General features: G+C 64.4%; 13 protein-coding genes. 9 read left to right on the top strand and 4 right to left on the bottom strand.

The window, feature by feature from the left end; all coding sequences use genetic code 11:
• Nucleotides 1-76 precede the first annotated feature (76 nt).
• From A2Z13_08980 to A2Z13_08940, 9 genes are all read left to right on the top strand, one after another.
• Complete coding sequence (locus A2Z13_08980; protein OGP81244.1) at nt 77-508, top strand: ferritin; 432 nt, start codon at nt 77-79, stop codon at nt 506-508.
• An 83-nt stretch (nt 509-591) separates the two neighbouring features.
• Complete coding sequence (locus A2Z13_08975; GenBank protein ID OGP81288.1) at nt 592-1,686, top strand: A/G-specific adenine glycosylase; 1,095 nt, start codon at nt 592-594, stop codon at nt 1,684-1,686.
• Between the two features lie 7 nt (nt 1,687-1,693).
• On the top strand, nt 1,694-2,842 hold the full coding sequence (locus A2Z13_08970; GenBank protein ID OGP81243.1) for a sorbosone dehydrogenase: 1,149 nt from the start codon (nt 1,694-1,696) through the stop codon (nt 2,840-2,842).
• Nucleotides 2,843-2,961: 119 nt separating this feature from the next.
• On the top strand, nt 2,962-4,095 hold the full coding sequence (locus A2Z13_08965; GenBank protein OGP81242.1) for a branched-chain amino acid ABC transporter substrate-binding protein: 1,134 nt from the start codon (nt 2,962-2,964) through the stop codon (nt 4,093-4,095).
• A 12-nt stretch (nt 4,096-4,107) separates the two neighbouring features.
• Nucleotides 4,108-4,992 (top strand): ABC transporter permease, encoded by an 885-nt coding sequence (locus tag A2Z13_08960; protein OGP81241.1) that lies wholly within the window; start codon nt 4,108-4,110, stop codon nt 4,990-4,992.
• A 16-nt stretch (nt 4,993-5,008) separates the two neighbouring features.
• Nucleotides 5,009-5,962 (top strand): ABC transporter, encoded by a 954-nt coding sequence (locus tag A2Z13_08955; protein OGP81240.1) that lies wholly within the window; start codon nt 5,009-5,011, stop codon nt 5,960-5,962.
• Entirely contained in the window at nt 5,959-6,735 is a 777-nt protein-coding gene (gene livG, locus A2Z13_08950) for a high-affinity branched-chain amino acid ABC transporter ATP-binding protein LivG (protein ID OGP81239.1), read from the top strand. The genes A2Z13_08955 and livG overlap by 4 nt, the downstream gene beginning before the upstream one ends.
• A gap of 21 nt (nt 6,736-6,756) precedes the next feature.
• A complete protein-coding gene (locus tag A2Z13_08945) occupies nt 6,757-7,479 on the top strand; it encodes an ABC transporter ATP-binding protein (protein ID OGP81238.1) in 723 nt (240 codons plus the stop codon).
• A gap of 1 nt (nt 7,480) precedes the next feature.
• The gene (locus A2Z13_08940; GenBank protein OGP81237.1) at nt 7,481-8,419 is read left to right on the top strand and encodes a hypothetical protein; all 939 of its coding nucleotides are present in this window, start codon (nt 7,481-7,483) and stop codon (nt 8,417-8,419) included.
• Here A2Z13_08940 and A2Z13_08935 read toward each other — a convergent pair.
• Genes A2Z13_08935 through A2Z13_08920 form a run of 4 tightly spaced genes read right to left on the bottom strand, consistent with a single transcriptional unit; the run spans nt 8,410 to nt 18,506 of the window.
• Nucleotides 8,410-9,441, bottom strand: coding sequence for a hypothetical protein (locus A2Z13_08935; GenBank protein ID OGP81236.1), 1,032 nt, complete (start codon nt 9,439-9,441; stop codon nt 8,410-8,412). The two genes, A2Z13_08940 and A2Z13_08935, sit on opposite strands and share 10 nt — an antisense overlap.
• Before the next feature lie 2 nt (nt 9,442-9,443).
• Nucleotides 9,444-10,778 (bottom strand): cytochrome BD ubiquinol oxidase subunit I, encoded by a 1,335-nt coding sequence (locus tag A2Z13_08930; protein OGP81235.1) that lies wholly within the window; start codon nt 10,776-10,778, stop codon nt 9,444-9,446.
• A 43-nt stretch (nt 10,779-10,821) separates the two neighbouring features.
• Nucleotides 10,822-15,828 (bottom strand): hypothetical protein, encoded by a 5,007-nt coding sequence (locus tag A2Z13_08925; protein OGP81234.1) that lies wholly within the window; start codon nt 15,826-15,828, stop codon nt 10,822-10,824.
• A complete protein-coding gene (locus A2Z13_08920) occupies nt 15,825-18,506 on the bottom strand; it encodes a hypothetical protein (protein OGP81233.1) in 2,682 nt (893 codons plus the stop codon). Before A2Z13_08920 ends, A2Z13_08925 begins: the two co-directional genes overlap by 4 nt.
• Nucleotides 18,507-18,807: the final 301 nt, after the last annotated feature.

The following is an 18,807-nucleotide window of genomic DNA, read 5'->3' as shown; positions in this document are numbered from 1 at the left end:
GGCAAGGGTCGCGGACATCCATTTTTTTGTGGTAGGTTGAGTCGGTATCCCAAATCCCTGACTGGAGGTATTCGTCATGACCGCACGGAAAGCGCCCAAGGAACTCATGGACCTGCTCAATCAGGCCGTTGCGAGGGAAATTCAGGTTTCGGTCCAGTACATGTGGCAGCATGTGCTGTGGAAGGGGGTGAAAGGCTTCGCAGTGAAGGATGCGCTCAAAAAGATCGCGATCGAAGAGATGAAGCACGCGGAGGCCATCGCGGAGAGGTTGAACTACCTGGGTGGAATCCCCACCACGAAGCCGACACCGATCTTCCTGGGGGATACCCTCAAGGAGATGATCGAGCAGGACAAGAAGGACGAGGAGGGGGCGATCGTCCTCTACAAGAGAATCATCGAGGTTTCGAGGAGGGAAGGGGACGAAGTGACGAATCACCTGTTCCGGGAAATCCTGTCCGACGAAGAGGACCATCACGACATCTTCACGTCCCTTCTGGAAGAAATTTAGAGGCGTCGCCAAGCATCCAGAAAGACCAAAGACCCCGTCCTGGCGGGAGAGATCACGAAGTGGAACGAGAGATCCAGGGGAGGATGATGCGGGAAGCCTCCCTTGCCCTCATGGAGTGGTTCCGCAGCTCCGCCCGGCGGATGGACTGGAGGGAGACAAAGGATCCCTACCGGATCTGGGTTTCGGAAGTCATGCTCCAGCAGACCCGGGTAGACACCGTCGCCCCTTACTACAAGCGGTTTCTTTCGGCCTTCCCCACCTTGAAAGCGTTGGCCGAAGCGCCCCGTGACCGGGTCCTGAAGATCTGGGAGGGAATGGGGTACTACTCCCGCGCCCGGAACCTCCACAAAGCGGCAAGAATCCTCCTCGACGGACACCGCGGACGGCTGCCCGAATCGGTGGACGCGCTCACGGCCCTTCCGGGCGTGGGGAAATCGACGGCGGGTGCGATCGCGGCCATCGCGTTCCGGCAGGATGTTCCCATTCTCGATTCCAATGTAAAACGGGTGGTGGCCCGGCTCCATGCAGTGCGGGAAGAGTTACGGCGGCCCGCCGTGGAAAAGTCGCTCTGGGGATATTCCCGCCGGATGATCCTTCCGGGCAGAGGGAGGGAAACTGCGCTCGCCATGATGGACCTCGGGTCGATCGTCTGCACTCCCAGGAATCCCCAATGCCCTGTCTGCCCCCTTGCGCACTGGTGCAAGGCCCGCCGCCAGGGCCTTCAGGAAAGCATCCCGCGCAAGTCGGCGAAAAGATTTCTTCCCCATCACGACGTTGTCGTTGGCGTGATCGGTGACCGGGAGGGAAAGCTCCTGATCGACCGGCGTCCGGACGATGGTCTTCTGGGTGGTCTTTGGGAGCTTCCGGGAGGGAAGCGGAAGGCCGGCGAAACCCTTGCGGGAGCGCTTGCGCGGGAGATCCGGGAGGAACTGGGATTCGACATCGAGGTCCTCGACAAGATCGGCACGATCCGGCACGGGTATTCGCACTTCCGGGTGACCCTCCACGCCTACCGGTGCACGAAGGCGGGGGGAAGGGTCCGGTCGAGCCGCGAGCGGAGATGGGTGACGCCGGGGGAGCTGGAGAGCTTCGCGTTCCCGCGCGCCCACCGGAAACTCCTGGAGCTCATCGCGAACCGGCAGCCGCACGGCGCGGAAGTGCGGGAAAGGAGGAAGTGAGGAGCCCATGACCCGTATCCAACCGGGATTGTGCCGAAGGGCGAGCCTGGGGTCCGCCCTTGTCTTCGTCGTCCTGCTGGTTGCCGCGCGGGGCCTCGGCGCGGAGCTGCCGTTGGAAAAGATCAAGCTCCCGCCGGGATTCCGGATCGATGTATATGCCGCCGGCGTGCCCGGCGCGCGGTCGATGACGCTCTCCCCCGGCGGTACCCTGTTTGTCGGGACGCGCGACATTGGAAGCGTCTATGCCGTTCTCGACCACGGAAAGAAGGGCCGGGCGGACGAGGTCATCACCATCGCGAGCGGGATGGACCTGCCCAACGGCGTCGCGTTCCGGGACGGGGCGCTCTACGTGGCCGAGGCGAACCGTGTGCTGCGATACGACGGCATCGAAGGCCGCCTGAAGGCTCCGCCGAGGCCTGCCGTCGTTGGCGACGCCTTCCCCCGAAGTCCCCACCATGGATGGAAAGTCGCCCGGTTCGGCCCGGACGGCTATCTTTACGTGTCCGTGGGTGCGCCGTGCAACATCTGCGAGGAGAAGGACCCGCGATACGCCGCGATCCTGCGCATAAAGCCCGACGGGACCGGGATGGAGGTCTTCGCAAGTGGCGTCCGGAACTCGATCGGGTTCGACTGGCATCCGGAGTCGAAGGAGCTCTGGTTCACCGACAACGGACGGGACTGGCTGGGCGACGACCGGCCGCCGGACGAATTGAACCGCGCCCCGAGAAAGGGGATGCACTTCGGTTATCCCTATCTGCACGGGAAGGACATCCCCGACCCCGAGTACGGCAGAAAGGCAGGTGGACGCGTGTTTACGCCTCCCGAAAAGGAGCTGGGGCCGCACGTGGCCTCCCTCGGCATGCGCTTCTACACGGGTACGATGTTTCCCGTCGAATACAAAAACCAGATCTTCATCGCGGAACACGGGTCCTGGAACCGCACCACGCCCATCGGCTATCGCGTGACGCTCGTCCGGCTGAAAGACGGCAGGGCGGTAAGCTACGAGGTCTTCGCGGAGGGGTGGCTCCAGAGACGCAACGCCTGGGGCCGTCCGGTGGACGTGCTGGTCATGCCGGACGGCGCGCTCCTCGTTTCCGATGACAAGGCGGGGGCGATCTACCGGATCAGCTACCGGAGACCGGAAGGGAAGAAGTGAATCGACCCTGGAGACATGGATGCGAAGCAAATAAAAAAAAGGGCTACACGAAAAAGGAAACTCAAAATAGGATGGGGGGGTTGAGGGGGGAAAATTCCGGGAGCCGACGGGAGGGAAACATGAAAAAAACGGCGATCGTTGCGGTGATGGCACTGCTTCTCGCAGGGTGCAAGGCGCCTCCCGCCAAGGAAATCAAGATCGGCCTCATCACTCCGCTCACGGGGGACGTCAAGACCTACGGGGAGTCGGTGAAAAACTCCTTCGAGATAGCGGTCGAAGAGGCCAACAAGGCAGGGGGGGTCGCGGGGATGAAGATCGTCACCGTCGTGGTGGACGACAGGAACGACCCGACGGAGGCGAGCAACGCGGCGAACCTTCTGATCCACCAGGAGAAGGTCAAGGTCATCATCGGGTCCGTCACCTCCAAGGCCAGCATCCCGGTGTCCGACCTCGCGCAGAGCAGCAGAATCCCCACGATCTCACCTACGGCAACCAATCCCAAAGTGACCGTCGCCGACGGGAAACGGAAGGATTTCGTGTTCCGGTCCTGCTTCATCGACCCGTTCCAGGGGAAGGTGATGGCGAAGTTCGCCCGGGAGACGCTTTCCAAGGAGAAGGCGGCCGTCCTGTACGACGCCTCCAACGACTACTCCAAGGGGATCGCAGAGTATTTCAGCGATGCCTTCAAGCTCATGGGAGGCAAGGTGGTCGCCTACGAATCGTACGGGAAGGACGACGTGGATTTCTCCGCGCTGCTCACGAAAGTGAGGGCTTCCGGGGCCGACGTTCTCTTCCTTCCGGATTACTACAACAAGGTGGGGCTCATCGCGAAGCAGTCCATGGAGAAGGGGATCCGGGCAACCATGATTGGACCGGACGGCTGGGATTCACCGGATCTCGTGAAGGTCGCCGGGGACGCAATCGAAGGGGGATACTTCTCCAACCATTATTCACCGGATGACACCCGCCCCGAAGTGGTCGCCTGGGTGAAGAAGTACAAGGAAAAGTTCGGGCAGACCCCGGACGCTCTGGGGACGCTCGCCTACGACGGCACCAACCTGATGTTGGAGGCGATCCGGAAGGCGAACAGCGACGACCCCGTCAAGATCCGGGAGACGCTGGCCTCGATCAAGGGATTCAAAGGCGTGACGGGGGAGTCCGCCATGGACGACAACGGGAACGCCATCAAGAGTGCCGTAATCTTGCAGATTGTGAACGGCAAGCAGAAATTCGTCAAGGTGGTGAACCCCTGACGGCGGGGCCGGGTGGAAGTTTTCCTTCAGCAGGTCATTAACGGGCTGCAAATCGGGTTCGTCTATGCCCTGATCGCCCTCGGCTACACGATGGTGTACGGCATCGTCCGGCTGATCAACTTCGCCCACGGCGATGTCTTCATGGTGGGGGCCTTTATCGGCCTGTACGCCATCGAGAGATTCCACTTGCCCCTTGCCGCCGTATTCCTTCTTGCTGTCCTCGGGTGCTCCCTCCTCGGGATCGCGATGGAGCGGGTCGCCTACCGTCCGTTGCGGATGGCGCCGAAAATCGCGTCTCTGATCACCGCCATCGGGGTTTCCCTGTTTCTCGAATACTTTACCGCGCTGCGACAGGTCTTCGGCCCGAATTTCTACTCCTTCCCTCGGCCGTTCGCCGTGACCTCCTGGGAAGTGCGCGGCATCGTGCTGACCAATATCCAGGCGATCATCTTCTTCGTTACGCTTGCCTGTCTCGGCCTGCTCCAATTCATCGTCTACCGTACCCGCCTGGGCAGGGCGATGCGTGCGGTTTCCTACGACCACGTGACGGCGGGACTCATGGGGGTCAACGTCGACCTTGTGATCTCCATCACCTTCGGGCTGGGGGCGGCCCTGGCCGGCATCGGAGGGGTGCTTTACGGCTTCGCCTATCCGCAGGTCAACACCTTCATGGGAGTCATGCCGGGACTGAAGGCCTTCACCGCCGCGGTGTTGGGAGGGATCGGGAGCATCCCCGGGGCAGCGCTCGGGGCCCTGATCATGGGGCAGTCCGAAACCCTGACCTCGGCGTATCTCTCCTCGACGTACCGGGACGGGATCGCCTTCCTCATCCTGATCCTGGTCCTCCTCCTGCGGCCCTCGGGGATCCTCGGAACCGCGCGGACGGAGAAAGTCTGAAGGTGCCATGAGAGCGTTGCTCCACCTTGCCAGGTTCCTCACGCCCTTCGCCGCGGCGACCGCGGCAGGGTGGGGGCTTTCGACAGGCGGGGTCGTAAATCCTTACTGGGTCCAGATTTTCCAGCTGGCCTGCATCATGGCCGTTTCCGCACTGGGGCTGAACGTCATCTACGGATTCACCGGCCTGTTTTCCCTGGGGCACGCCGCTTTCTACGGCATCGGCGCCTACACCGCGGCCTTCCTCATGAAATCGTACGGAGGGGAATCGCAGCTGTTCTTTCTCGCCTCGCTACTGGCCGGCGGGGGATGCGCCGCGTTGATCGCCTGGCTGGTGGGGCTTCCCACCCTTCGGCTGACCTCGGACTACCTCGGCATCGCCACGCTGGGATTCGGCGTCATCATGAAGGTTTTCTTCGACAACGCCGACAGCTTCCTCCCCCAGCTGGGCGGCGCGAGAGGCATGACGGGGATCGCGAAAATGACCACGGTTGCATGGGCGGTCATGTTCCTGGGGGTCTCCCTGTATCTTGCCCGGAACCTGATCCATTCCAGCCACGGGCGCGCGCTCGTCTCGATCCGCGAGGACGAGATCGCGGCCGGAATCGTGGGGATCAACACGTTCCGGTACAAGATGGCCGGTTTTGTCGTCGGCTGCTCCTTCGCAGGGCTCGCCGGGGGGCTTTACGCCCACCTCTATGCCTTCCTGCACCCCAGCAACTTCGATTTCTTCAAATCGGTGGACGTCCTCATGATTGTCGTCCTGGGGGGGCTGGGGAACATGAGCGGGACCCTGGTCGCCTCCTTCGGGTGGATCTTCCTCCTGGAGGGATTGCGCGTAATCCTTCCTCCCGGCTACATCGAGCTTCGCTGGGTGCTGATCCCCGTCCTCCTGATCGTCACGATGCTGCTGCGTCCCCAGGGACTTTTCGGCATCCGGGAATTCCCGCTTCTCCGGGGCGATACCGAATGATCCTTCTGGAAGCGCTCGGACTGGCCAAGTATTTCGGCGGGATCACAGCGCTTAACGGCGTTGACCTTCATCTCCGCGAAGGGGAGCTGGTGGGCCTGATCGGACCGAACGGTTCGGGGAAGACCACCGTATTCAACGTGATCACGGGGATCTACCGGCCGGACCATGGATCGGTCGCGGTCGAGGGGAAGTCGATCACGGGGCTCCCCCCCCATCGGATCAGCAGGCTGGGGATCGCCCGCACGTTCCAGAACATCCGGCTGTTCAGGAATCTTTCGGTGATGGACAACGTGAGGACCGCCTACCACCCCCATGTGCGGTACGGCCCGGTTTCCGCACTGTGCCGCGCGCGCCGGTTTTTCGAAGGGGAGAGGGAGATCCGGGAAAAGGTCATGGGCCTCCTTGCCATCTTCTCCCTGCAGGAACGGAGAGGGGAGCTTGCGAAACATCTTCCTTACGGCGACCAGCGGAGGCTGGAGATCGCCCGTGCGCTCGCCTCGGAGCCGAAGCTCCTCCTCCTCGACGAGCCCGCCGCCGGGATGAACCCGTCCGAAGTCGGGAAACTGATGGAGTTCATCCAGGAGATCCGGGAACGGTACCGGCTGACGGTCCTTCTCATCGAGCACCAGATGCGCCTGGTGATGGGGATCTGCGAGCGCGTGATCGTGATGGATTTCGGCGAAGTGATCGCACGGGGAACCCCCCTGGAGGTCCGCAACGACCCGCGGGTGATCGAGGCGTATCTCGGCCGGAATGCTTCAGGGGGAAAATAATATGAAGCTAAGGATTGGATATTGGTTTTAACTATCGATAATATAAACGTATATTACGGGAATCTTCATGCCCTGAGAGACGTTTCCCTGCGCGTGGATGCCGGGGAGATCGTGTCGCTGATCGGGGCCAACGGAGCCGGGAAGACCACGACCTTGAAGGTCGTTTCGGGCATCATCGCGCCGCGTTCCGGAAGAATCGAATTCGGCGGAAGGAGCCTGACGGGCATCCCTCAGCACAGAATCGCCCGGATGGGGATATCCCACGTTCCGGAAGGACGCGGGGTCTTCGCGAACCTGACCGTCAGGGAGAACCTGGACATGGGGGCTTATACCCGCCGGTCGGGGCGAGAAGTGACGGAAAGCCTCGAAAAGGTCTTCGCGCTGTTCCCCAGGCTCTCGGAACGGTCCGGCCAGATGGCGGGAACCCTCTCGGGCGGGGAGCAGCAGATGCTGGCGATCGGGCGGGCCATGGTGGCAAGGCCCGCCCTGATGCTGCTGGACGAGCCCTCCATGGGGCTTTCTCCGCTGCTGGTCGGGGAGATCTTCGACATGATAACGGAAGTGAACCGGAGCGGCGCCACCATCCTGCTGGTGGAGCAGAACGCCTACATGGCGCTTTCCATCGCCCGCCGTGCCTATGTGCTGGAAGCCGGAAGTATTGTCTTGCATGGGGACTCTGCCGATCTTAAAAATGATCCCAGGGTGCAGGCGGCATACCTTGGGGACTTGTCGGAGGGCAGGTGACATGACGATGGAGCGGATTTTATGGTTCGACGAGCGTATCCGTGCCGGGCATCGCCCGGGTTCCGGGACCCTTGCCGCGTATTTCACGGTCTCTCTCCGGACCGCCCAGCGGGACATCGAGTTCCTTCGGGACCGCCTCCAGGCGCCCTTGCGATACGACAAGGCGGCGAAAGGGTACTCCTACGGCGATCCCGGGTTCTACCTGCCCCAGGCCTTCTTCCGGAAAGACGAGATGATCGCCCTCCTGTTTGCCAGGCGCCTCTTCAGGGAGATCAAGCCTCCATTAAGGGAGGAAGCGGCGGCGATCTCCAGCCGGCTCGACGGACTCTTCAAGACCACGGCGTTGAAGAACGTGGAGGAAGCGGTATCCTTTGACTTCGGCCGTGGGACCGAAACATCCGGCAAGGTATTCTTCGATCTTCTCCGAGCGATCACCCAGCGCAGGCTGGTCCTGCTGCGGCTTGTTTCCCGCGAAGAAAGCGAAGCCGCCAAGCGGGAGGTCGAGCCGTTGAAGCTCCACTTTTCCCTGGGAGCCTGGCACCTCATCGGGATTTCCCGGCGGCGGAAAGGTGCGAACTTTTATCCTTTGTCGCGCATCCGGAGGGTTGAGGTGACGGGGGGACGTTTCCTGCCGTCGAAGAAACCGTTCGACGCGGACGTCCTGGTCCGCAGAGGGATCCGGGGCGGAAAGGTCCGGAATGCACGGATACGGTTCGCCCGGGGGAAGGCCGCGTGGGCGTCCGCGCAGGCATGGCACCCGGACCAGCGCCTGCAGCTTGAGCTGGACGGGTCGGTCGTGCTCGAGCTGCCGGAGGCCCTCGTTCTCGAGGTCCTCGGGCTGGTCCTCCAGCAGGGCGGGGAGGTCGAGGTGGTGGCGCCCAGGGAATTGCGGGATGCCGTCCAGGCGGAGATCGACCGGCTCAGTACGGTCTACCGATGAGAGGGCGGCTTCGGGGGATGACCAAGGAAGGCCTCCTTCTTGAAGAGGCGGAAGAGCGCGAAGATGGACGGAAACAGGAAGAGCGCACCCGCCGCGAGGGCGATCAGAATTACGCGAAGCGTTTCCGGCGGTGAGACGGCCGAAGGGATGGAGAGATCCGGGCGGACGAGGAAGGGGTATTGCGCCGCCCCCCATCCGACAAGGATGAGCGTCGCCTCTGCGGCCACACAAGCCCGCGCGAGGCCGTAAGCTCGCAAGAGCAACGCCACGTGCGAGCCGAGCGCCACCGAGGCGACGAGGAACACGACCCCCACCGACCAGTCGCTCCCCAGGAGAGCGTGGAAGAAATCGGGTGCCCCGTTCCGCGCGAGGAGGGGGACGACGACCAGGAGACCCGCTACCGCCACCGACGTCCAAAGGGCACGGATACGGAAGTCTTCCCGCAGATCCGGGTCGTCCGTCTCGAGAATCAGGTAGACCGCAGCCAGGTAGGAAAAGACCGCGAGAGTGAGGAGCCCCACCGAGAGGGGGAAGGGTGCGATCCATGCCGTGGAGGCTCCTGCCAGGATCGCGGTTTGCGCCCGGATGTCGCCGGAGGAAACCGCCCCGATGATCACGCCCAGGAGTACCGGCGTGAGGAGACTGGCCCCCGAGAAGAGCATCCCCCACCGGCCCCTACCCCCTTCCTCGTGGAGGTGATAGTGGTGGAAGGCAAAGGCCGCCCCCCTCAGCACGATCCCTGCGATCATCAAGGTGACCGGGACGAAAAGGGAAGTGGAGATGACGGCAAGCGCCTGTGGAAATGCGGTAAACAGGACCACGACCGCGACGATGACCCAGATGTGGTTCGTTTCCCAGACGGGACCGATGGCGCGGGCGATGAGGAGCCTCCGGGCGGCCGCGCGTGGTCCCCGGCCGAAAAGGTCCCAGACTCCGCCGCCGAAATCGGCCCCTCCAAGGAGCGCATAAAGAATCAGGGCGGCCAGGATGCTTCCTGCGGCGAGGGTCGGAAGATCGGGCATGGTCACTCCTTCGCCGCTCCGGCGTCGCTCTCTTCACGCGGAAAGGAGGGGCTTTGAGACACTTCCCGGCGGAGCAGCCAGGCTGCGGAGATCCCGAGGGCCAGGTAGAGCGCGGAGAAGAATGCGAAGGGAACCAGGAGCCCGCTCACGGGCGTCACCGCGTCCGCGGTGCGCATGACCCCGCGGATCACCCACGGCTGCCGTCCAAGCTCCGTGACCGTCCATCCCGCCTCCACGGCGAGGATGCCGAGCGGGCTGCAGAACACAACGGCCAGCAGGAACCGGGGATGGAACAGTTTCTTACGGCTTCTCAGGGCACACCACGCGGCAAAAAGCGAAACCGCGGCTAGCGCGGATCCGCAGGCCACCATGAGTTGGAAGGCGAGATGGACCGGCAACGGGTTGGGCCGGTCCGCATGCGGAAACGCGGCAAGCCCTTTGACCTCCGCATCGGCGTCGTGGAAAGCAAGAAGACTCAATCCCTTCGGTATCTCGATCGCATACCGCGTCGTTTCTTTTTCCCTGTCCGGTATCCCGCCGATGCGCAGGGGAGCGCCACGCTCGGTCCGGAACTGCCCCTCCAACGCCGCCAGCTTGACCGGCTGGTCCCGCGCGATGAACCGCGCGCTGAAATCCCCGCTGACCGGGAGCAGAACGGCGGCTGTCCCGCCCACTGCCAGCGCGATGGAAAGGGCGTGCCGGTGGAAGAGGTTCTCCCGGTCGCGAAGGAGCTTGTACGCGTGGATACCGGCGACCGCGAATCCGGACGCCGCGAAGGCGGCAAGCGTCATGTGGACGGCTTCGGTGGGCCAGGCAGGGTTGGCCATAGCGGCAAGCGGGTCGATCGCGGCCGGTTTTCCGTCCTTTAACAGGAACCCCGCCGGGCTGTTCATCCAGGCGTTCACCGCGACAACGAGGATTCCGGAGAGGGCGCCCCCCAGCGCCACTGCGACCCCCGAAAGAAGATGCGCCACGGGGGGGACGCGGCCCCAGCCGTACAGGTAAATACCCAGAAAGATCGCCTCTGTGAAAAAAGCGAATCCCTCCAGGGCGAAGGGGAGGCCGATGATCCCGCCGGAGAACGACATGAACCCTGGCCACAAGAGTCCCAGCTCGAAGGAGAGGACGGTCCCGGAGACCGCGCCCACTGCAAAGAGGACGGCGGTTCCGCGGGCCCAGCGCCTCGCGAGCTCCAGGAAAACCGGTTTCCCGGTCCGCAGGTGCGCCGCCTCGGCGATCACCATGAGGAGCGGCATCCCGATCCCCGCCACGGCGAAGAGGATGTGGAAGGCGAAGAGCATCGCCATCTGCGCGCGCGCGAGCAGCAGTTCGGTCAACGGAGCCTCCGGCCGCTATTCTACCTTACCGGATGGCGAGGCACTAAGGACGAAAACGGCCGGCGGGGATCGCATCGACCGCCGGAGGGACCTGCCCGGAGAGGATGTCGATCAGGCGTTGATGAAACGCCCGCTCTTCCTGAGCGCCGGGCGCGGTCAGAAGGCTCACCCGCACCTTTTTCCCTACGGGGAGGAAGTGCTGTTCAGCGATGCAGGTACGGATCATTTGCCGCGCCGCCACGCGGACGAGGTGCCCTTCCTCGGAGTTGCCGGGAGGAACGATGACGATCACATGCCCGTGTTCGCGGACCGCCCTGGCGGACTCGGTGAAGGAGTTGAGCGCCTTGCCAAGATGAACGAGAAATCCCTCCCTCTCTTCGGTACTGAATTCCGGTACCGGCCTGCCGGCCGTCGAAGTTCCCAGAAAGAGAACCGCACCGGCGGGAGGGGATCCCCCCAGGAGGGAATTGTCCAGCCAGGGTTCGAGGAGACGGGGGTCCGAAACGTCCAGGTCGCGGGTGATCTTTTCGGCGGGACGGCGCCTGGCACCGCTTGCCGCACCCGGCGTCGGCCGCGAGATGTCCACCCGGCCGGGGTTGGAAGGGTGTTCCAGCAGGGAGGTGACGACGGCACCGGCGCTCCGCAGCGCTTCGGTCTGGCCCTCCGCATTTCCCGCTTTCATGCCGATGGAAAGGAAGAGAAACGGTTCGCCGGACAGGGTTTCTCTTTTCCAGGGAGTTTCCCCCGGAAAGGAGGAAAAGGAAGGAAGCGGGGAAACCCCGATGAAGCGGTCCTCGAGGAACCGTGCGTTCTTGGCGGCGAACAGCACGGCGTCAGCCACCTGTTCGTTCGTGGGCGGGTCTTCCGGGACGGTGGCCCCGAACCATTCCCGGATGCTCGCGAACCACGATTCCAGCTCGGCGCGCCTGGCCTTCGACAGACTGCTTCCCCGGACTGCCGAAAGGAAGGCTTTTGACGAGGACCCCCGCTCCGGGACCGGAAGAGACCGGTCGAAGCAGCGGATGAAGAGCTCCTGCAAGGTTTTGGCTTCGGCACCCCGCAGATCCCGCAGGGAGCCGAGCTGCTCCGCGAACTTGCCGGCGTAATTGCGCATCACCCAGTCCATCCGCGGCCCCGCGATGAGACTGGGGGCGACGTCGGCGATCCGGACGTTTTCGTCCGCAAGGCGGGCGCTGAGGGAAAGAGTCAGCCCCTTGAGCAGGATCTTGGAAACCGTGTAGATCGTCCGGAAGAGATAGGGATGGTCCGCGTAGTGCGTGGATACGTTGACAATCGTTCCCCCGCCCGGCTGGTTCTTCATGATTTCACGAAGGAGGGAGATGGCCGTCCAGGGGCCGAGAAAGTTGGCGCGCAGCACGGCGTCCCAGCTCTGCCGGTGTTCCCGCAGGACGTCGCCGATCAGGGAGAAATCGCCGCCGGCGCCCGCGTTGTTCACGTACGCGTCGATCTTCCCGAAGCGGTTCCGCGTTTCCTCGATCAGGGCCCGCACTTTCTGGGGGCGGGAGACATCCGCGTCGATCCACAGGGACCGGCCCCCGGATCGGCGCATCGACGCGAGCGCGGCGTCCGCCGCCGCCATCTCCGCGCGCGCCTTCTCCGCATCCTCGGCGGGAACGCCCGCGATGCGGGGGTGCCGGCTCGCCGCCACCACGGTCGCCCGTTCCGCGGCGAATCGAAGGGAGATCTCCTTGCCGAGATTGCGGATACCGCCGGTCACCACGACGACCTTGCCGGCCATGGAACCGGAGGCCTCGCGGGGTTCTTCGGGAAGGCCGGCGAGGCTGTTCTGCTCGTCGGGGAGGAGGGAGGCTCCCGAAACCATCTTCCCCTCCTCGACGAGCCAAAGGACCGTCGCCGCGGTCTTCGCCGCACTCGCGCTCTTGTTCCTCCCATCCGTCCTCCCGGGGAGGATCAGTCCGAGGTTGATGTCGCTCACGTGCCCGGGCGCCGTACCCTCGGCCTGGGCTTTTCGCATTAGGGCGCGTTCCATGGATTCGGTGGCCACCGCGGGGCGGAGCATCGCCTGGAACACCTGGACGAGGTGCCGTTCCCGGATGGAGGGGACACCGGAGAGGTCCGGTCCCACGATGGCGATGGTCCCGTCGGTCCCGTCCCGGTCCATCCGGCGTTCCGCCTGCCAGCAGAGGAGACGGGGGATGAATCCGAACCGGTCCACGTACGCGCTCCACTCCTCGAAGGGAAGGTGGGTGAGGGGGCGCTTCCAGTCGACGTTGCCGGTGAAGTGGAGGAGGAGATCAACGCGGGGAAGCCTGTCGAAAAGCTCCTGCACCTCCGCCGGCCGGGAAAGGTTCACGGGAGAAACGGTCGCCATCCCCTCGCCTCCCGAGGAGTTGATCTGAAGGGCGAGCTGCTCCAGGTCCTCCGGCCGGCTTCCGGCGAGGACGACGTTCGCACCGGAACGGGCAAGCGCCCTTGCGGACGCTTCGATGAGCGGGGCGTCGTCGCCCTTGAAACCGTGAAGGGCGACCAGGGCGACCTTCCCCACCAGGTCCGGGTAACGGCCGAGGACGGCGGGTGACGGGAGAACGCCCGGAGGCTGCTCGTAGGTCACCCCGCCCATGGGGAGCCGCTGCCCGCCGATCGTGCGGCGGAATACCATATTCTGAACCTCGAGCGCCACCCTCGCGAAATCCCGGGGTTGCACGAACTCGTGCCTCACCGTCCGGTCGAGAGTGTCCCGCTCCAGCGCCTCGGGGGACACCTTCCGGCCGATCCGGGCCCGCGCCCGGGAGCCCTTGTCGAAGACCCCGGCCCCCCTCTGGATGCGTTCGGTTGCCACGGCTGCAGGGTTCAGCGACAGGACCGTGATGTTCCGGTCGGCAAGCATCCAGGCCAGGTAGTCGCCGAGGGCCAGCTTGGCGGATTGGGCGGACGTGTAGGGGAGCCGGCCCGGGTAGGCGTGCAGCACGTGCCGATGGATGCTCTCGCTGTAGAAGGTCCCCACCATGACGATCACCCCGCCCCGGGGCTGCGCCTCCATCAGCCGCGCGGCCTCGAGGCTGGCAAGCCAGGCCCCCGTGAGGTGGATGTTCACCGCATCCCGGTACGGATCGAAGTGCTCTTCCCGGTACGCCGAACCGAATTCCACGGGGCCGGAAACCCCGGCATTGTTATAGAGGACGTCGATCCGGCCGAGCTCGCGCTCGATCCGCTCGAACATTTCGCCGACGTACTTGGGATCGCTCACGTCCCCCTGGACGATCAGAGTCTGGTTGGTGAGCCCGAGGAAACGGATCAGGTCGTCCATGTCCGCCCGGGTCTCCTCCAGGGGGGCTGGCCGGCGCCCGGTGATGACGACGTTCGCTCCGCTCCGGGCGGCCTCGAGCGCGATCGCCCTTCCCATCCCGGTGCCTCCTCCCGTGATGACGACCACCTGCCCGGCGAGGAAGGTGTCCGGGTATCGGACATAGTTGTAAGAGTGGGTCCGGGAAACGACGCGGCGTATGAGATGGCTCGCGCGGGCCGGGTTCGTTTCCTCTCCGAGCGAGATGTAGAGTCTGTAGAGGCGGTCTTCAACGCCGCTGGCTTCGCAGAATGCCGCGATCTGGTCCCGGGTTTCCCGGGGGAGGGCCTGGAAAAAACGGTAGCCTTCAAGTGCTCCTTTCACCGCCACGGCGAACTGCTTGTCAATCTTGAGTTTTTCATCCGGGAAAGCGCCATCCCGAACGAACCGGCAGGCCATCAGGGCGAGGATCCCGTCTGACGTAATCCCGGCCGACATCCCGGCAAGCAACGCCTCAACGAACGACTTCTCGAAAACCCAGTGAACCCGGTCGTGGCCGTCGATGAACTTCGCCGAAGGGCGTTCCAGGTCGACGAGGACGTGGATGCTCCTCGGGGCGCCTCTTTCTCCCAAGGGGTCCGTACCCGCATCGCCGCCGTTGCCGGGGGAGAGGGTTTCCCGCTGCTTCCGCACGACGTCCGCTGCCGCATGGAGCAGGCCGGCAAATTCCCGCGCCTTGCGGCCCGCCCAAGGCTCGACCCGGATGCCGCCGCTCTCCATCCGGAGACCTTCGTACGCCGGATCGGCGTCCAGGGCGCAGGAGCGGACGGCCAGCCCGATCAGCGCGTCCGATTCCTCCTGTGCGCTCTCCGGAGTGTCGGGCGAGAGCGCGACTTTGCGCAGAATCTGCAGGGCCCGGTCGGCATCCCCCTCGTCCAGGGCCTTCCGTCCCTGCGCGATCTGTTCGCGGGCGATCTCCTCGCGCGTCGCGGCAAGGACCGTCTCCACGAGTTTCCGGTAGTTCACCCCCATGACGCGGGCCCGGGAGACCACCTCGCCGATCCTGCGGTCGTCGGGGCCGAACGCTGTGGACAGTTCGTCCATCCGGAACTCGTCCGGCTCGTAGGAAGTGCCCAGGATGCGGTCGAAGTAGGCGAAGTCGCGATCCCGACCGGCCTCCTCCGCGATGAAACGATTGAGGTCGCTGACATCGCCGCCGTCCGGGGCGGGAGGAGCAGCGTTGTATGCCGATTCGCACAGCACCGCCACCATGTGGGGCATCCCGTAGACCCACTCCACGATGGGGTGGAGGATCGCCTGGAGGAGCAGGTGCGGGCGCGTCCGCGTTTTCGAAAGGAACGCCTTGGTGAGGAAGATGCAGGGCACGGCATCCCCGCCCTCGAGGAGACGCTTTTTCCCCAGCCACAAAAGTTCCTTCCCCTTCCGGACGAGGAGGACTTCGTTGGTCGGTCGGGCGTGCTCTCGCGGAAAGCCGGTCTGTTCCTCGAAGTCGACGACCGCGACGCGGATTTCCCCTTTCTGGAGGAGGCGGGCGACCCGCTCACCGATCTTGCCGCGTGCTGCGGAGACGAGCGAACCGATGGAATCGGGGACGGTGCGCTCGCGAAGGAGGGAGAGAATCTCCTTCAGGGGGCCTGCGGGAAGGTCCGAAACCTTTCCCTCCGCCTCCTTCTCCAGGATCAGGGCGGCGATCCGGCCGATTTCCTCGAAGGTGAGCGGGCGGTCTCCGGGAGCCTTTTTCGAGATCGGCTTCGTTTCCGTCATGGAGCCTCCTGCAACGAGAGGAGCGTAAGGAAGGAAGACTGGCGGGGATCCTTGTCGAGGAACCGGTGCACCCATTCCTGCCCTGCGGGGGAGGCGGCCACTTCCCCGAATGCCCGGGCATCGTTGGCGAGGCCCGCGACGAAGCCGTTGTCGTATCCGTACCGCATCGCCCGTAGGGCTGCTTTTCCCGCGGCCCTGCGCGCCGCGCGCAGATCCCCCGCGCCTGCGGCATCCGGTTCGGGTGCGGAAAGAAGGTCCTGGACCTCCGGCCTGGCGAACAGCCGGGCGAGGGCTTCTTTCTGCCTTGCGCCTGTGCCGTCCCATTCCTTCCGTGCCAGGGATTTCCTCTCCGAGAGAACCTCCTGCGCCAGCCGGACGGCGCGGTGAAGCGCGGTCGCGGAGGGACAGAATTCGTCCGCGAGCCCGATGTCGACCGCCTCGTGTCCGTCGACGGACTCCCCGTTGATGCACATCCCCGCCGCCTTCCAGGGACCCACCAGGCGCGGGAGCCGCTGCAACCCTCCGTAGCCGGGGATGATGCCGAGCTTGACCTCGGGCTGGCCGAGGCTCGCGTTCTCCGTCACGATCCGGTAATGGGCGCTCATCGCCAGTTCGTTCCCGCCGCCGAGAGCGAACCCGTCGACCACGGCGATGACCGGCACGGTAAGGTTTTCGAGCTCCGAGAAGACGGCGATATTTCTTGCGGCAAGCGAAGCGATGGCTTCGCCCGGCTTCGCGAGGAACTCCTTGACGTCCGCCCCGGCGACGAACGATCTTCCCGCGCCGGTGACGATCAGGGCGCGCACCGGCTTCCCCTCCAAAGTGCCGAGGTCGCGGATTTCCCGCACGACCGAGGCGAGCTGGGAGAGCAGGTCTTCGCTGAGCGCATTCAGGGCGTCGGGCCGGGTGAGGGTGAGCACGGCTACCTCATCCATCAGGCGGATGCCGATGAAACGGTTCTGCGCGGGATCGGCGACGCGCAGCTTTTCGCCGAGGAAGAAATCTTCGTATTCCGAGATCGACCGTCCCGGGCGGTCCGCCTGGACGAGGGCGACGCCCTTGGGCTTCCTCATCGTGCCGGAGAGCATCCTCTGTTGCAGCTCCGGGAGTTTGGAAAGCGTGGTCACCTCCAGGTCGTCCTGCTCCATCGTGAGCCTGCCTCCGGCGAGCAGCCGGAGGACTTCCATCGCCTGCGACGAGTTGTACATGTGAGAGCCCAGGATGGAGAGGTCCGACGCCCCGCGGACGACGATATAACCGCTCGGCATGGCGTCCGCCTCGTCATAGTCGCGAAGGACGAAGGAACTGAAGTGCATCGTGCTCCGGTCCGGGCGCTCGACGACGAAATCCGGGCTCACCCTCGGCCCGAAAATCCCCCATAGCGCTTTCCCGAGAGCCTGCGCATGCTTCATGAAGCCGGCGGCGTATTCCGGGTTCAGGCGCCCGTTCGCAGTCAGCGGGTCCGGCATGTCCTCGGGCAGCGTGAAGGTGTCGCGATCGAGGATGTTCTTCGGAGGAACCCCCATCCGTTGAAGTTCCGAGGTCCCGCGTTTTTCCTGTTTCCGGGAGGCGATGACCGCCACTTCGGTCCCCCGGGCCAGGGCGGCGCGGGCGAATTTCCGGGCGTAGGCGTCGGCTCCCCAGATCAACCCCCGGCGCCCCGGCGGAAGCCCGATCTCCTCGAAGATCGACTCCGGGCTTCCCTTGCGGAAGAGGACCTGCTTCTGCCGCATCCAGACCCACCGGGCGTCCATCACGAACCGACGACCCTGGTAGAAGAATGTTTCCTTGTACTCGCCCCGAAGCCCCGCCCCGGTGGCGCCGAAGAAGGCGAGGCGCCCCTTTTCCGACAGGACGGAAACCAGGAGAGGAAAGTTGGCGCCGCCGGTGTGTTCGAAGATCGCGTCCACCGGGCCCTCCAGGTTCGCTTCAAAGACCGCGCGCCGGAACGGCTCGGTCCGGCGTTTCCATCCCTCATGATCCTCGTCGATGGAAATGGGCCCGAAGACCTCACGTGGAATTCCCGTGCGGTCCACGAAAGCGTCGACCATCCCGCGGTCGATCAGCGACCGGGCCAGATCGGGGTTGGATCCCACAAGAATCACGCGGGCCCCCAGCGCCTTGGCGATCTGCGCACCCGCGAAGCTGGTTCCCTTTCCTCCCCCCATGACCAGAACCGCTTCGCCGGGAGACACCCGGAGCCGCTCCACGACAGCGCGATACGCCGTCCCGAAAGTGAGCAGCATGGCGGCGAGCCGCTCGGGGGTATGGCGCCGCAAAGGCCCCGGGAGAGGGATCGCCCGTTCCTCGTCGAGGATTGCGAACTGGGCGTTGAACCCGTCGTGGGTCTCGTACCCGCGGATGTTCCTCCCGGTCCAGGAATCCAGGATGACCGCCTGTCCGGCCTTCACCCGCGTGACGGCGGCGCCGGCATCCACCACGATACCGAGAGCGTCGCTGCCGGGCACGTGCAGCATCGCCGCATCCCCGCGCCCGAACACGGGGACCGGAAGACCGAGGGACGCGAAGTTGGTGTTGAAGTTGGGCCCCGTCGCCAGGATGGCCACCAGGACCCGTTTCGCGTCGGAAGGACGCAGGCGGGGTGCGGAGATCGTTTCCTGCTGCAGCGCATCGGAGGGGGGACCGTAGCGGTCGCGATGGATCGTGAGCGCAACCATTCTTCCGGGAAGGGGCGTTCCCAATCGGGGCGGGGTGCCAAGAGCCCAGAGGCCGTCTGAGGGCGGAGTCGATCCGGTCAAGTGGGTTTCCTCCGAGAGTGGAATGAACGTCTTGGCATTCGTCCGAAATTCGCCGCCTTCTTTCGATTCCAAACCATTGGAATCGATTCCTCAAAATAAGTAAAATAAAAATGTAAGGGAGCGGCAAGAGCGGATAGGCGGGAACGTGCGGACCAACCTTCCAGCGGAAGGGGGTTGCGATGCTGAATCTCCTGTTCTGGGTGTTCTTCGGAGTCGGGTT

The organism is Deltaproteobacteria bacterium RBG_16_64_85 (assembly GCA_001798885.1).
Taxonomy (GTDB): domain Bacteria; phylum Desulfobacterota; class Deferrimicrobia; order Deferrimicrobiales; family Deferrimicrobiaceae; genus FEB-35.
The sequence above is the reverse complement of the archived record's forward strand: the minus strand, read 5'-3'. Positions and strand labels throughout refer to the sequence as shown.